Annotated in this window: 14 protein-coding genes; 6 read left to right on the top strand and 8 right to left on the bottom strand. The window is 69.8% G+C overall.

Features of this window, described 5'->3' with window-relative positions; all coding sequences use genetic code 11:
• Position 1: 1 nt before the first annotated feature.
• The 5 genes from IMW82_RS16740 to IMW82_RS16720 form a co-directional block, all read right to left on the bottom strand.
• Positions 2-700 carry a trimeric intracellular cation channel family protein gene (locus IMW82_RS16740; RefSeq protein WP_211005407.1) on the bottom strand — a complete coding sequence of 233 codons (699 nt, stop codon included), beginning with the start codon at positions 698-700 and terminating at the stop codon, positions 2-4.
• 2 nt (positions 701-702) lie between these two features.
• Positions 703-1977: a M20 family metallopeptidase gene (locus tag IMW82_RS16735; protein ID WP_211005406.1), complete on the bottom strand. Its 1275-nt coding sequence runs from the start codon at positions 1975-1977 to the stop codon at positions 703-705.
• Between the two features lie 109 nt (positions 1978-2086).
• The gene (locus IMW82_RS16730; RefSeq protein WP_234411357.1) at positions 2087-2638 is read right to left on the bottom strand and encodes a DsbA family protein; all 552 of its coding nucleotides are present in this window, start codon (positions 2636-2638) and stop codon (positions 2087-2089) included.
• Positions 2635-3147, bottom strand: coding sequence for a redoxin domain-containing protein (locus IMW82_RS16725; RefSeq protein WP_211005405.1), 513 nt, complete (start codon positions 3145-3147; stop codon positions 2635-2637). Before IMW82_RS16725 ends, IMW82_RS16730 begins: the two co-directional genes overlap by 4 nt.
• Positions 3148-3181: 34 nt before the next feature.
• Entirely contained in the window at positions 3182-3565 is a 384-nt protein-coding gene (locus tag IMW82_RS16720; RefSeq protein WP_211005404.1) for a TraR/DksA family transcriptional regulator, read from the bottom strand.
• Positions 3566-3950: 385 nt separating this feature from the next.
• On the opposite strand from IMW82_RS16720, the gene IMW82_RS16715 reads away from it, so the two are divergent.
• Complete coding sequence (locus IMW82_RS16715) at positions 3951-4961, top strand: ATP-binding protein (RefSeq protein WP_211005403.1); 1011 nt, start codon at positions 3951-3953, stop codon at positions 4959-4961.
• A gap of 144 nt (positions 4962-5105) precedes the next feature.
• Entirely contained in the window at positions 5106-6488 is a 1383-nt protein-coding gene (gene ntrC / locus IMW82_RS16710; protein WP_211005402.1) for a nitrogen regulation protein NR(I), read from the top strand.
• Positions 6489-6543: 55 nt separating this feature from the next.
• Here the strand turns inward: ntrC and IMW82_RS16705 are convergent, their stop codons facing one another.
• A complete protein-coding gene (locus IMW82_RS16705) occupies positions 6544-10404 on the bottom strand; it encodes a glycosyl transferase family 36 (RefSeq protein WP_211005401.1) in 3861 nt (1286 codons plus the stop codon).
• A 172-nt stretch (positions 10405-10576) separates the two neighbouring features.
• Here IMW82_RS16705 and IMW82_RS16700 point away from each other — a divergent pair, with 172 nt between their 5' ends.
• The 4 genes from IMW82_RS16700 to IMW82_RS16685 all read left to right on the top strand — a co-directional run bounded on the left by IMW82_RS16700 (position 10577) and on the right by IMW82_RS16685 (position 14019).
• A complete protein-coding gene (locus IMW82_RS16700) occupies positions 10577-11914 on the top strand; it encodes a glucoamylase family protein (protein WP_211005400.1) in 1338 nt (445 codons plus the stop codon).
• Between the two features lie 31 nt (positions 11915-11945).
• Positions 11946-12851 (top strand): phosphogluconate dehydrogenase (NAD(+)-dependent, decarboxylating), encoded by a 906-nt coding sequence (gene gnd, locus IMW82_RS16695; RefSeq protein ID WP_211005444.1) that lies wholly within the window; start codon positions 11946-11948, stop codon positions 12849-12851.
• A 131-nt stretch (positions 12852-12982) separates the two neighbouring features.
• Positions 12983-13393, top strand: coding sequence for a TIGR03067 domain-containing protein (locus tag IMW82_RS16690; protein ID WP_211005399.1), 411 nt, complete (start codon positions 12983-12985; stop codon positions 13391-13393).
• Positions 13394-13587: 194 nt separating this feature from the next.
• Positions 13588-14019, top strand: coding sequence for a hypothetical protein (locus tag IMW82_RS16685; RefSeq protein ID WP_345777143.1), 432 nt, complete (start codon positions 13588-13590; stop codon positions 14017-14019).
• Positions 14020-14028: 9 nt separating this feature from the next.
• Here the strand turns inward: IMW82_RS16685 and IMW82_RS16680 are convergent, their stop codons facing one another.
• Together IMW82_RS16680 and IMW82_RS16675 are read right to left on the bottom strand one after the other, a co-directional pair.
• Positions 14029-14574, bottom strand: a complete 546-nt coding sequence (locus IMW82_RS16680) for a DUF488 domain-containing protein (RefSeq protein ID WP_211005397.1) — start codon at positions 14572-14574, stop codon at positions 14029-14031.
• Between the two features lies 1 nt (position 14575).
• Positions 14576-14788 (bottom strand): DUF2945 domain-containing protein, encoded by a 213-nt coding sequence (locus IMW82_RS16675; RefSeq protein ID WP_211005396.1) that lies wholly within the window; start codon positions 14786-14788, stop codon positions 14576-14578.
• Positions 14789-14831 lie beyond the last annotated feature (43 nt).

Genomic DNA, 14831 nt, shown 5'->3' with positions numbered 1-14831 from the left:
GTCAGTGCCCTTCGTCGTGGTGCCGGTGGTGCGGTGTGTCCGCTGTCAGCGTCGGCGCCGGCCGCGCCGTGGGCAGGCGCCAGCCGTGCCGGATCGCCATGAAGCGCAGCGCGAAGCACACACCACCGCCGGCCGCCGCGGCGACCATCGGGTGCAGGTGCAGCAGGTGGGCGCTCACCACCACACTGGCGCCGGCAAGCGCCGCCAGCGCATACAGGTCGGCGCGCAGCACGGTGGGGATGCCGGATACCAGCACATCGCGCAGCATGCCGCCGCCGATGCCGGTCAGCATGCCGAGCAGGGCCGCCATCGTCGGGTCGATGCCGTGGGCCAGCGCCTTCTGCGCGCCGGCGACCGCGAAGAACGCCAGCCCCACGGCATCGAACCACAGCACGTCGTTGGCCACCTTCTTCGTCACCGCCGGGTACCAGAAGAAGGTGGCCAGCCCGGCCAGGGCGGACACGCCGGAATACTTCCAGTCGGCGATCGCCGCCGGCGGCACCGCGCCGATCAGCAGGTCGCGCGTGATGCCGCCCGCGTTGCCCGCCGCGAACGCCAGCACCAGCACGCCGAAGACATCGAGCCGATGCCGGACGGCAACCATCGCGCCGCTGATGGCGAACACGAAGGTGCCGCCGAGGTCCAGCACGACCAGCAGGACAGGCAGCACGACCTGGGTGGCTACGGTCGGGTGTTCCATGTTCAGGGCGCTGCCGCCAGCCATGCCCGCGCGGCCACCATCAGTGTCTCCACGCCGGTCTCCAGGGTCGGATGGAGTACCGGCAGGAAGCGCGGGTTGTGGTTGGTCGGGATCTCATTGAGGCGGTTTTCGGCCTTGGCCTTCGCGTAGGTGTCGGGGTCGGTGCCGCCGACGAACCAGAACACCGACGGCACGCCCCATTCGGCGCCGAACGAGCCGAAGTCCTCGCTGGCCGAGGTCGGCCCGGTCTGCCGGATGCGATCGGCCGGGAAGTGCTGGCGGAACGCCTCGACCACGGTGGCGGTTGCCGCGTCGTCGTTGGTGACCAGCGAATAGTTGTCCAGCGGCGTGATCTCCGGCGGCTTCGGCGCGCCCGAGGCCGCCGCCTCGGCGTTGACGATGCGGGTGATCGCGGCGAGTACGCGCTTGCGTACGCCCTCGTCGAAGGTGCGCACGTTGAGCTTGATCACCGCCTCGTCGGGGATCACGTTTTCCTTGGTGCCGGCCTGCAGCGAGCCGATGGTGAGCACCGCCGCCTCGGTCGGCGCCAGCTCGCGCGCGACGATGGTCTGCAGCCGCATCACCGTCGCCGCCGCCATCACCACCGGGTCGATGCTGGCCTGCGGCATCGAGCCGTGCGCACCGCGCCCGAACAGGCGAATCTGCAGGCTGTCGGCGGCCGAGGTGATCACCCCCTTGCGTCCGCCGATCGCACCGGCCGGGCCGACCATCACGTGCTGGCCGAGCACCGCGTCGGGTTTGGGGAAACGCTTGAACAGGCCGTCGTCGATCATCGCCTGGGCGCCTTCGGCCGTTTCCTCCGCCGGCTGGAACACCGCCATCAGCGTGCCGCGCCAGCTGTCCCGCGTCTGCGCCATCAACGTCGTCGCGCCTACCAGCCAGGTGACGTGCATGTCGTGGCCGCAGGCGTGCATCACCGGCACGGTCTTGCCCTCGTGGTCGACCGCCGTGACCTTGCTCGCGTAAGCCACGCCGGTGGCTTCCTCAACCGGCAGCGCATCCATGTCGGCGCGCAGCATCACGGTGGGTCCGTCGCCGTTGCGCAACAGGCCGACGACGCCGGTCTTGCCGACGCCGGTGGTCACTTCGTAGCCGGCGGCGCGCAGGTGGTCGGCGGCCAGGCCCGCGGTGCGGGTTTCCTGCATCGACAGTTCCGGGTGGGCGTGGATGTCGGTGTACAACTTCTCCAGCTGCGGCAGCAGGTCACGGAGATTGCCCGGCAATGGCTTGGCGGAAGGTGTCGGTTTCGCGTTCATGGTTGTGGGTGTCCCGGTTTCGAGCGTGTGATGGAAGCTGCCTCATGGCAGCGGACATTCCGTGCATGACCTGATCGATGCTGGCGTGGTGGCCGGAGTCGGCGCAAGGTCACGCCTGCCGGGCGATCACCCGGCCGATGTTGTGTACCAGCGCGTCGAAGTCGCCCTGGTACAGGTAGCCGTTGACGTAGAAGCTGGGCGTACCGTTGACGCCGCTGCGCACGCCGCCCATGAAGTCGCGGCGGATGTGCGCGTCGATGTCGGGATTGCGCAGGGTGGCGGCGAGCGCCTGCTCGTCCAGGCCCAGGGCGCGCACGCCGGCTTCCAGGCCGGCGCCACCGCGGGGCGCCCAGTCGTCCTGGTTCTCGTACAGCCAGTCGTGCATCGCCCAGAACTGGCCCTCGACCGCCGCGGCCTCGGCCAGTTCGGCGGCCATCTGGGCGTAGGGATGCGCCTGGCTCAGCGGGAAGTGGCGGAACACGAAGCGCAGGTTGCCGGCGTAGCGGTGCTGCAGCTGCTTCACCAGCGGATAGGCCATGCCGCAGGCGGGGCACTGGAAATCGCCGTACTCCACCAGGGTCACCACGGCGTGCGTATTGCCCTGGATATGGTCGTGCGCGGCGACCGGCACGGCCAGGATCGAATCCTCGTGCAGCATCATGCAGCCTCCTGCGCGGCGTCGGCGGGCAGCGTCTTCTGGATGTTGTTCGACGGCAGCGCTTCCAGCGCCTTGATGATGCCGGCGGCGCCGGGGTTCACGCCCATCGGCGACAGGTAGCTCCAGCGGATCACGCCGTCGCCGTCGATCACGAACAGCGCGCGCCCGGCCACCCCGGCCTTTGCGTCGTAGACACCATAGGCGCGCGCCACCTCGCCCTTCGGCTCGAAGTCGGACAGCAGCGGAAAGTGGAACTTGCGTTCGCGCGCCAGCGCGGCATGGCTCCATGTGCCGTCGACCGAGATCGCCAGCAGCTGCGCGTTGAGGCGGGCGAACTCGTCCAGCAATTCGTTGTACAGCGCCAGCTGGTCGCTGCACACCGGGCTCCAGTCGGCGGGGTAGAACGCCAGGATCACGTTGTGGCCGCGGAATTCCTTCAGCGCCACGCTCTGGTCGGGGGTGGAGTGCAGGGTGAACTCCGGCGCGGTGGTGCCGGCGGCGAGGATGGTCATGGCGGGCTCGTTTCAGGCGTTGACGATAGGCGGGTTATCCGCGGGCTTCGCGGGCACGTTCTTCCTGCATGGTGAGCACGGCTTCGGGCGTGGTCTCCAGCCGGGCCTTGGGGATCGGCTCGCCGCTGAGATCGGACAGGCCGTAACTGCCCTCGCCGATTTTCTGCAGTGCGCGTTCGATGTTCGCCACGCGGCGATCGTCCACGTCGTGCAGCGCCTGGTCGACTTCCTGCTGCGACAGATCCTGCGCGTCGTCCTCTTCTTCCTCGGCCTCGTCGCCGTGCTGCAACTGGAACGCGCGCCTGCCAGCCAGGTCGTCTTCCTCGCCGCCCAGCAACTGCCTGCGCAATGCCAGCAGTCGCAGCCGTTGCTGCTCGACGAACTCCCGGCTCAGACCGGCATGCTGTTCCGACGACATGGGATGCTCCCGACGTGACACCCGCACAGGGGGTGTCTGTCTACAGTGGAATCAGTCGGGTGAATGCGCTGTAAAAAATGCCCGACCAGCAGCCACCCGTCGTGCCTCGCCGGCAGCTCGGCGGAGACGCCGTGAGACGCTGGATCGATGGGCGACCTCTCTGGCGTCGCGCCCATCCGCTCGCGCCGAGGCGGCCTTCATTCAAGGCACATGTGGGAGCCCCGCCATTCGCTGGCGGCAGATCGCGGATGGCCGGCGCAGCTGGCTCCGGCATCCGGCACAAAACCTCCCGGGGCTGCGTGGGCAGCCGGGAAGAGAAAAGCTGACGCTGCCCCGTGTCGCCGCCCAATTTGCACCAAGACGAAACATTGTCCATGATGGTGCAATGGGCGAGCAGGCGTGGCGGATGTGGGCGGAGCAGATGGCGACCGGGCTGGCCCTGGTCGACGCGGAGCTGCGCCTGCGCTGGCTCAACCCCGCCCTGATCGAATGCCTGGAACTGGGTTTCCGCAACGTGGTGGGGCAGCCGCTCGGGCTGTTGCTGGATGACGCCGACGCGGGTGCGGCGCAGGCCGCGAAGGTGCTGGCGGAACAGCGACTGACGCAGTGGCGCGCCGTGGCCCTGGCCACGGCCGACGACCGCAAGCTCAGCGCGGACATCGCGCTGCAGCCGTTCGGCGATGGCCTGCTGCTGGAAGTGCACGTGCTGGCCGAGCCGCCGTCGACCGGCTCGCCGCTGTCGGCCACGCTGCGCGGCTTCGCGCATGAGGTGAAGAACCCGCTGGCCGGCCTGCGCGGCGCGGCGCAGCTGCTGCAGCGGCGGGTCGACAGCGAGGACCTGCAGGCGCTGGCCGGCATGATCATCGACGAGGCCGACCGCCTCGGTGCGCTGGCCAACCGCCTGCTGCACCACGACGGCGCGGCGCAACTCGGTCCGGTCAACATCCATCGCCTGCTGGAACGGCTCACCGACCTGCTGCTGGCCGAACCCGTGCCGCCGCAGCTGCATCACGACTACGATCCCAGCGTGCCCGACCTGCATGGCGACGCCGACCGCCTGCAGCAGATCCTGCTCAATCTCGCCCGCAACGCGCTGGAAGCCGGCGCGCGCGCGCTCACCCTGCGCACGCGGGTCGAGCATGGCGTGCGCGTGGGCGAGCGGATGCTGCGCATGGCGTTGCGGGTGGATGTGATCGACGACGGCCCCGGCGTGCCCACCGCGCTGCGCGACACCTTGTTCCAGCCGCTGGTCTCCGGCCGCGCCGACGGCACCGGCCTGGGCCTGGCACTGTCGCGCGAGATCGCCCACGAACATGGCGGCGAGCTGCGCCATGCCAGCCGCCCTGGTCACACCGTGTTCTCGCTGTACCTGCCCTTGGAGCGCACGCATGACTGACACCTGCCTGCACGCTCTGCTCCCTCCCCTGGGCAACAGGGGAGGGCTGGGGTGGGGTGCGCTCTTGATCTTCCCCGCCACCCGGCGCCACCACCTTCCAGCCTCCCCCTGCGCTGCAGGGGGAGGAGCCCGCAGAGACACGCCATGACCGAAGAAATCTGGATACTCGACGACGACCGTGGCGTGCGCTTCGTGCTGGCCGAGGCGCTGCGTGACGCCGGCCTCGCGCTGCGCGAGTTCGATGCGGTGGCCGCCGTGCGCGCGGCGCTGCGGGACACGCACCCCGCGCTGCTGCTCACTGACGTGCGCATGCCGGGCGAGGACGGGTTGGGCCTGCTCGGCGAGCTGCAGGCGCATGGCATCGGCCCGGTGATCGTGATGAGCGCATACACCGACGTGGCCACCACGGCGGCGGCGTATCGCGCCGGTGCGGTCGATTACCTGGCCAAGCCGTTCGACCTCGACCAGGCGGTGGCTGCGGTGCAGCGTGCGCTGGCCAGCGTGGCCGCGCCGGCAGTGTCCGCCGGCCCGGCGCTCGCGCCGAACCATGCGCTGCTGGGCGAGAGCGCGCCGATGCGCGAGGTGTTCCGCCTGATCGGGCGGGTCGCCGCCAGCGACCTCAACGTGCTGGTCACCGGCGAGACCGGCACCGGCAAGGAGCTGGTGGCGCGCGCGCTGCATGAGGAAAGCGCGCGCCGTGACAAGCCCTTCGTGGCGCTGAACACCGCGGCGATTCCGTCGGAGTTGCTGGAGAGCGAGCTGTTCGGCCACGAGGCTGGCGCGTTCACCGGCGCCACCCGCCGCGTCGCCGGCCGCTTCGAGCAGGCCGAGGGCGGCACGTTGTTCCTCGATGAGATCGGCGACATGCCGCTGATCCTGCAGACGCGCCTGCTGCGTGTGCTGGCCGGCGGCGAGTTCTACCGCGTGGGCGGGCGCGAGCTGATCCGCTGCAATGTGCGCATCGTCGCCGCCACCCACCAGGATCTCGCCGCGCGCGTCGCCGCCGGAGCGTTCCGCGCCGACCTGATGCATCGCCTCGACGTGGTGCGCATCCATCTCCCCGCGCTGCGCGAGCGCCGCAGCGACATCCCGCTGCTGGCCCGCCACTTCCTCGCCGCCACCGCACAGGAGCTGAAGCTGCCGCCGAAGCGCTACTCGAAGGCCGCGCTGAAACTGGTTGCCCAGCGCGACTACCCCGGCAACGTGCGCGAGCTGGAAAACCTTTGCCGCCGGCTGGCGGTGATCGCGCCCGGCAGCGAAATCCTGCCGGCCGACCTCGGCAGCAGCGCCGAAGCAGCACGCGGCGGCGAGTGGACCGATGCGCTGCGCGAGTGGGCCTCGCAGGCGCTGGCCGATGGCGAGGCGGACATCCACGCGCGCGCCCGCGCGGCGCTCGACCAGACCTTGCTGCAGGCTGCGCTGCAGGCGCACGAAGGGCACCGCCAGAACGCGGCGCAGGCGTTGGGTGTGGGCCGCAACACGCTGACCCGCAAGCTTGGTGCCTCGCGTACTCGGCGCGGGGGGTGAATCCCTCGCACCTCGTGCGCCTCGCTGTTCTCGCGACATTTCTCGCAGGAGGACGTCAGCCGAGCACGATGCGCAGCCGGTGTGTCCCGCCGTCATCGGCCAGCGGCACATCCTCGCCGGCGGCCAGCGTTTGGCCGTCCAATTCAACCTGCGCCACGCCACGGCAAACCCGCTGCGGGTTCTCCACCTCGATCGCGTAGCCGGTGACGTGCCGTCCGCCGCGGTGGCGGTAGTCGAGCCGGAAGCCCGGCCAGACCTTCGGAATGCACGGCTCGATGCGCAGCCGGTCGCCATGCAGCTGAAAGCCGAGCAACGCCTCCAGCCCGGCGCGATACAGCCAGCCGGCGGAGCCGGTGTACCAGGTCCAGCCGCCGCGGCCGACGTGCGGCGCCACCGAATAGACGTCCGCGCAGGCGACGTAGGGTTCCACCTTGTAGCGCTCGATCGCGGCAGGACTGTCGCCGTGGCGGATCGGGTTGAGCAGGTCGAACAGGGCGCCGGCGCGGTCGCCGTCGCCGAGACCGGCCCAGGCGAAGATCGACCAGACCGCACCGTGCGTGTACTGTCCGCCGTTCTCGCGCACGCCGGGCGGGTAGCCCTTGATGTAGCCGGGGTTCTCGCGGCTGCGGTCGAACGGCGGGGTGAACAGGCGGGCGATGCGGTTGTCGTGATCGATCAGCAGGCGATCGACCGCGCCCATCGCCTGCACCGCGTGCGCGCGCCCGGCGATGCCGGCCAGCACGCTCCACGATTGCGCGATGGTGTCGATGCGGCACTCGTCGCTTTCGTGCGAGCCCAGCGGCGCGCCGTCGTCGTAGTAGCCGCGGCGGTACCACTGGCCGTCCCACGCCCGCTCCAGCGCGGCACGCAGCGCGTCGGCATGGCCGCGCCAGCGCTGCGCGCGCTCCTTCTCGCCGCGTCGTTCGGCGTACGGCGCCAGCGCGGCGATCGTGGCGAGCAGGAACCAGCCGAGCCAACTGCTCTCGCCGCGCCCCTCGGCGCCGACCGCGTTCATGCCGTCGTTCCAGTCGCCGGTGCCGATCAGCGGCAGGCCGTGCGCGCCGTGGGTGAGGCTGGTGTCGATCGCGAGCGCGCAGTGCTCGTACACGCTGGCTTGCCGGTCGGAGCGCTCGGGCTGGAAGAACGCGTCGGTGGCGCCGTCGGGTATCGGCTGGCCGGCGAGGAACGGCAGCGCTTCGTCCAGCACGGCGGCGTCGCCGCTCACCTCGACGTAATGCATGGCCACGTACGCCAGCCAGAGACGGTCATCGCTGACTTTCGTGCGGATGCCCTGGCCGCGCGGCGGCAGCCACCAGTGCTGCACGTCGCCTTCGGCGAACTGGCGGCCGGCGGCGCGCAGCAGGTGTTCGCGGGCGAGATCGGGGCGGCTCACGCACAGCGCCATCACGTCCTGCAGCTGGTCGCGGAAACCGTAGGCGCCGCTGGCCTGGTAGTAGGCAGTGCGCGCCCACAGCCGGCAACCGGCGACCTGGTACAGCAGCCAGTCGTTGAGCAGGATGTCCAGCGCGCGGTCGGGCGTGCGTACCTGCACGGCATCGAGCAGGCCATTCCACTGCGCGGCGATGTCGGCGAGCACGCCATCGATATCGTCCGCGCGGTATTTCTCGACCAGCGCCTGCGCGGCGGCCTCGTCGTCGGCCTCGCCGAGCAGGAGCCGCAGGTCGAGCTGCGTGTCTGGCGGCAGTTCGATGCGCACCTGCACTGCGCCGCAGGGCTCCAGTCCGGCACCGAGGCGGCCCGACAGCGGCGTCCCGTCGCGCAGCGCGAGCGGCAGCGCGACCGTGCCGAGCGGCCCCAGGAAGTCATGGCGGTCGCCGCTCATCGAATGCGCGGGCCCGGCCAGGTCGATGAACGCCACGCGGTCGCCGAAGTCGGGCCGCCAGCGGTTGCGCGCGAACAAGGCGCCGGTGCGTTCGTCGCGCGACGTGACCACGAACGGCGCCGGCGTGCTGCCGTTCGTGCCCAGCGCCCATGCGACGTAGCCGGTCACCGACAGCCGCCGCGTGCGCGGCGAGCGATTGCACAGGCGCAAGCGCGACAGCTTGAGCGGGTCGCCCGTCGGCACGCACTGCAACAGCTCCAGTTCGATGCCGTGCGCGTCGCTCTCGAAGCGTGTCCAGCCCTTGCCGTGGGTGGCCGCGTAGTGTGCGCCGGCCACGCGGATCGGCAGCGCGGTGGCGCTCCACAGCACGCCGGTGTCCTCGTCGCGCAGGTACAGCACGTCGTGCGGGCTGTCGCTGACCGGGTCGTTCGGCCACGGCGTCAGCGGATTCTGCTGGCTGTTGAGCGACCACGCATAACCGCCGCCCTCGGCCGACAGCATGCAGCCGAACGCGGGGTTCGCGATCACGTTCACCCACGGCGCGGGCGTGGGGCGCTGTTCGTCGAGTTCGATCCGGTAGGCGCGGCCGCCATCGACGAAGCCGCCGTGGCCGTTGGCGAATTCCGGTGTCTCGGCGCGGGCGGTGACGGCGGCTGCGGTGGCGGTCGCGCGGATCGCCGCTGGCGCGGCGGGCGCAGGCGTCGATGCGGCCGTAATCAGCGCGGATTGTGTTCCACCCAGCACCACGCGCGCCACCGTCAGCAGGCCGTTGCGCAGATCCTCGCCGATCGCGTCGTCGCGCAACGCGAACAGTTCGGCCTTGGGCAGCCGGTCACCGGTTTTCAGGCGCGCCTGCTGTGCACTCACCAGCGGATCGAGCGCGGCCTGCTGCGCGTCGCTGGCGGCGTGCAGCAACACCACGTCGACGGCCAGTTGCTGGCTGCGCCAGTACTGCTGTGCCTGCAGCACCTCGTTCACGCGCGCCAGGTCGTCGGCTTCGCCGAGGCGCAACAGGAGGATCGGCCGGTCGCCGGAGATGCCGGCGGACCACAGTATCGGCGCACCGCCGTGGCCGCGCGCCAGCGTATCGGCTGCCGCGCGCTGGCGCGGATCGTTGTACAGCAGCGCGCTCATCCAGTGGGCGAATCGCGCCGCCTGCGCGGCGCCGATGCCGAGCCGTCGGCGCTCCGCGTCGGCCTGTTGCGCGGCGCCGTCGAACAGCCGCTCAGCGGCGGCTGTATCGCCGAGCTGCGTGGCCAGCGCCATGGCGCCGTCGCGCGAATCGGCCAGCTGCGTCCACAGCAGCAGGGTCACGCTGCTGTCGGGCGCCAGCGTGAAGTGCCGACGCAGGCCAAACACCGGATCGAGCACGCAGCCGACAGTGTTCGACAACGCGGCTCCCGGCTGCATCGCCTGCGCGTCACGCAGCGTGCACAGGCGACCGAGGAAGCGCGCGCGATCAGTTTCACATTTGCCGGCGTCGCCGCCACCGTCCCCGGCGATCTGCAGCGCCTGCGCGGCCCACACTTCGGCCTCGCTGCTGTCGCGCCGGCGCCGCGTGGCCAGCAGCATGCCGCGCGTGGCGTCCCACTCGGTCTGCACGAACATTTTGGAAAACGCCGGGTGCGCGTCGTCGGCGCCGATCGGACCGAGCACCAGCTCGGCGTACGAAGTCAGCGACAGCGTGCGCGTGCGGTCGCCGTGGTTGCTCAAGGTGAGCCGGCGCAGTTCGATGTCGGCCTCGGCGGCCACCGCCACTTCCAGCATGCTGTGCACGCTGTGGTGGCGCCGGCTGAAACAGGCGCAACCCGCGTCGAACGCGACCACGTCGTCCGGTCTGTGCGTGCCATACGGCTGCCGGCTGGCGGACCAGGTTTCACCGTCATCCTCGTCGCGCAACAGCAGGTAGCTGCCCCAGCCGTCACCGACCGGATCCTCGCGCCAGCGCGTCACCGCCAGGCCGCGCCAGCGGCTGAAGCCGGCGCCATTCGCGCCCAGCATCACGCTGTAGCGGCCGTTGGAGAGCAGACAGCGTGGCGGCGTGTCGAGCGTGCGGGGTACGGGCGAGGGCATGATGACTCCAGTCGGCGACAGCAAAAATCCAGCATGCGCCGGTCGCGGCATGCATGACGTCAACCTGCGTTTCACCATGTCGCGGAGTAGGATGCCTGCGGTATCGACAGCGACCTCCAGGCGCAGCATCTCCGGTGCCCTGCTGCCATCACCGCGACAGATCACGAGATCCATGCGTTCCCACCCACTCAGCCAACCACGCGAAGCGGGCCCGCTGCTGCAGCACCTGCAGAACAAGGCGTTCGCCTACTTCCAGTACGAGACGAACCTGCAGAACGGCCTGGTCTCCGACAAGACCGCGCCGGACTGGCCGGCCAGCATCGCCGCCACCGGGCTGGCGCTGAGCTGCTACCCGGTGGCGGTGGAGCGCGGGCTGCTGGGCCGCGATGCCGCGATCAAGCGCACGCTGGCCACGCTGCGCTTCTTCCGCGACAGCACGCAGGGCGAGCAGCCCGAGGCCAGCGGTTATCGCGGCTTCTACTACCACTTCCTCGACATGCAGACCGGCCGGCGCGCGTGGCAGTGCGAACTGTCCACCGTGGACAGCGCCCTGCTGTTCGCCGGCATGCTCGCCGCCGCCGCGTACTTCGACGAGGACACCGCCGAGCAGAAGGAAATCCGCGACACCGCGAACTTCCTCTACCAGCGCGCGGAGTGGCCGTGGGCGCAGGCCGCCGACGGCACCCTCGGCCACGGCTGGCACCCGGAAAGCGGTTTCATCCCGCACCGTTGGCAGGGTTACGACGAGGGCCTGCTGCTGTACGTGCTGGCGCTCGGCTCGCCCACGCATCCGTTGCCGCCGAGCGCGTATGCCGCCTGGTCGTCCACCTACGAGTGGAAGCGCTGCTACGACATCGACTACCTGTACTGCGCCCCGCTGTTCACCCACCAGCTGTCGCAGGCATGGATCGACTTCCGCGGCATCCGCGATGCGTTCATGCGCGACAAGGGCATCGACTACTTCGAGAACAGCCGCCGCGCCACCCAGGTCCAGCAACGCTACGCGATCGACAATCCGCTCGGCTTCAAGGGCTACGGCGAGCATTGCTGGGGCATCACCGCCTGCGACGGACCGGGCCCGGCCACGCTGAAGATCGACGGCATCGAGCGCCAGTTTCACGATTACGTCGGTCGCGGCGCGCCGTACGGCATCGACGACGGCACACTGGCGCCGTGGGCGGTGGTGGCCTCGCTGCCGTTCGCGCCGGAGATCGTGCTGCCGACCCTGCACCACTTCATCGACATGCTGCAGCTGCACGACGCGCATCCCTACGGCTTCCGGGCCAGCTTCAACCAGACCTGGGCCGACCAGCCCGGCCAGTCGCCGGGTTGCTGGGTCTCGCCGTACTTCTTCGGCCTCAACCTCGGCCCGATCGTGCTGATGGTGGAGAACCATCGCAGCGGCATGCCCTGGCAACTGATGCGCGGCTGCCGCGCCATCGTCGACGGCCTGCGCCGCGCCGGTTTCGATGGCGGCTGGCTGGATGCCGCGAACAAGCAGGTGTCCTGATCCTTTCTTCTACTGCTACGGAGCAAACATGATGGAACTTGGCATGGTGGGTCTCGGGCGCATGGGCGCCAACATGGCCGAACGGCTGGTGCGCGGCGGCCACAAGGTCAGCGGCTTCGACCCGAATGCAGATGCGCGCAAGGCCGCCGAAGCGGTCGGCATCGCGCCGGTGGCCTCGCTGGCGGCGCTGGTCCAGGCTTTGCCGGCGCCGCGCGTGGTGTGGCTGATGGTGCCCGCCGGCAAGATCACCGACGACACCGTCGACGCCTTGCTGCCGCTGCTGGCGAAAGGCGACACCGTGATCGACGGCGGCAACTCCAACTACAAGGACAGCCTGCGCCGCGCGCAGCTGTACGCCGAACACGGCCTGGGCTACGTCGACTGCGGCACCAGCGGCGGCGTGTGGGGCCTCAAGGAGGGCTACAGCATGATGATCGGTGGCGACGAAAAAACCGTCGAATCGCTGCGGCCGATCTTCGAGACGCTGGCGCCGGGCAAGGACCAGGGTTGGGGCAGGGTCGGTCCGGTCGGCTCCGGCCACTACACCAAGATGGTCCACAACGGCATCGAGTACGGCATGATGCAGGCCTACGCCGAAGGCTTTGCGATCCTCAAGCACAAGGAGGAGTTCGGCCTCGACCTGCACCAGGTCGGCGAGATCTGGCGCACCGGCAGCGTGGTGCGCTCTTGGCTGCTCGACCTCGCCACCGACGCGCTCGGCAAGAACCCGAACCTGGACGGCATCGCGCCCTACGTGGTCGATTCCGGCGAGGGCCGCTGGACCGTGAACGCCGCGCTGGAACTCAACGTCTCCGCCCCGGTGATCACGCTGTCGCTGATGGAGCGCTTCCGCTCGCGCGACAGCGATTCGTTCGCCGACAAATTGCTGGCGTCGTTGCGCAACGAGTTCGGCGGGCATGCCATCAAGAAGGAGTAGGCGTCGGCACGCCGCGCGGGCGCTGAGCGCTCTTGGCCGGCGTGCAACCGCTACGCGCGATGGCGGCAGCCAACGCGCGGAGGAGCAACGCGCCGCTGCCAAGCTCGCCGACCACTCATGCAAGGATGGACATGTCGCAACGATCGGATGACTTGGCGCCCGGCGATTCCGGGCTCGACTTGGCACGGCTGCAAGGTGTGTGGAGACAGGTCCGCATGGAAGCCGATGGCGTGGTGGATCCGCCGGATGAGCACGGCGGGGCGGGTGCGCTGACCACGATCGCCGGAACGCATTTCAGCGTGCGCACCATCCAAGGCCACTTGTTGCTGGAAGGCGAGTTCGTCATGGACGCATCAACCCGGCCGAAGTCGATCACCTGGATCGATGCCATTGGCGCGGACCAGGGCAAGCCCTTGCCCGGCAGCTATACGCTGGATGACGAGCACTTCGAGTTCATCGCCGGCGATGCGGGCGCCCCGCGCCCCGTGGTGTTTCGCACGATGTCGGGACAGACCATGCGGACCTTCGTCCGTCATGGTTGACGCCATGCCAACCGGGCCGGGCCGGTCCGGACGATGTGTGACGCGGGCCGGCAAGGCGTCCGGAAACTCCCTGCTAGACTCGCCCGGCCGATCCGCGGCGCGGCGCCGCGAAGCTGGATCACCCGGGGTTTTCGACGGTCTTGCAGGAGGTGGACACGATGGCCGTGCCATTGTCATGGAAGGTGGGAGGCGTCGTGGCCGGTCTGGTCGCCGTGGTGCTTGCCGGGCATGGACTCTCCCTGTACCTGGCCGCGCGTCACGCTGACGAGCTCACCCGCGATCTCGCGCAGCATGCCGAGTTGCAGGCGCAACAGGCCAGGGCCCAGGCCGAGCTGCGCAGCGCCCGCCTGACGGCGACGCTCGAACGCCGGCGCGAGGAGCTGGCCACGACCTATCGACAGGTCGGCGAGGAAGCCGCGCAGTATCAGGCAGCGCAGGCCAGGCGTGCGGAACGGCAGCGGCAGGAAGCGCTGCGGGTGCAGGCCAGCTACCGCTTGGGCCCCGATCAGCAGTGCGCCGGTGGCCTGGTCATCGACCGCAGCGGTTCGAGTTTCAGCCAGGCGCTCGGCAAGAGCGGCCAGCCCATCCATTGCAGCGGCGACACCGCGACCGAGCCGCTGCGCTGATCCGCCTGCCTACAGCAGCGCGTCCTGCGCTGGTGCATAACTCAGGTGCCCATCCACGACGCGTGCCGGGGACGTGTACGGATGCACGGTCGCGTGCGCGGCGTCGATGATGTGGACCACCTCGATCCCGCGCAGCTTCAGCACGTCGGCAATGATCGAGCGGTGGCAACGCCACCACACCGCCTCGGCGCACATCATCGCCGTGCGCTTGCCGGTGGCCAGCGTCAGCAGTTCGGCCAGGCCCGCGGCGAACTCCGCGGTGGCGGTGTAGTCGGCGTAACCCTGGAACGAGGCGTTGCGCCACGCCGTGTTCGGCGAACCCGGCTGCACCTTGCGGCGACCGCCGAGTCTGGGGATCCACTGGTAGGCGATGCCGTGCGCGGGCAGCGTGGCGGCCAGCGCGTCGCTGGCGAAGTACGGGTAGCGGCGCGAACCGGGAAAGCGGCGCACGTCGGCGATCGCCTCGATGCAGTATTCGCCCAGCAGCCCAAGGAATTCCTGCAGCGTGCGGGTGGAGTGGCCGATCGTCCAGATCGTGGCGGGGTTGTCGGGCATCTCAGTCGATCTTGTGCAGCGCCGCGCCCTTGTGCATGGCGATGTGATCGGTCTTGTCGCTCTTGATCTCGTACTGCGGATCGGCCTCGCTGCAGTGGCGCAGATGGCCCTTGTACTCGGTGTCGCGCGTATGCACCTTGGTGATCCGGCCGGTCACGTAACCCGCTTCCGAATTCCAGCGCACGTGGTCGCCGACTTTGAAGGGGTGGTTCATGGTGGCTCCTCGTTCGTTTCCACCGACCATTGACGCATATGTC

The sequence above is a fragment of the Rhodanobacter sp. B2A1Ga4 genome (genome assembly GCF_018101315.1).
GTDB classification, from domain to species: domain Bacteria; phylum Pseudomonadota; class Gammaproteobacteria; order Xanthomonadales; family Rhodanobacteraceae; genus Rhodanobacter; species Rhodanobacter thiooxydans_A.
Note: the sequence above shows the minus strand (reverse complement) of the source record. Positions and strands in the feature narration are given on the sequence as shown.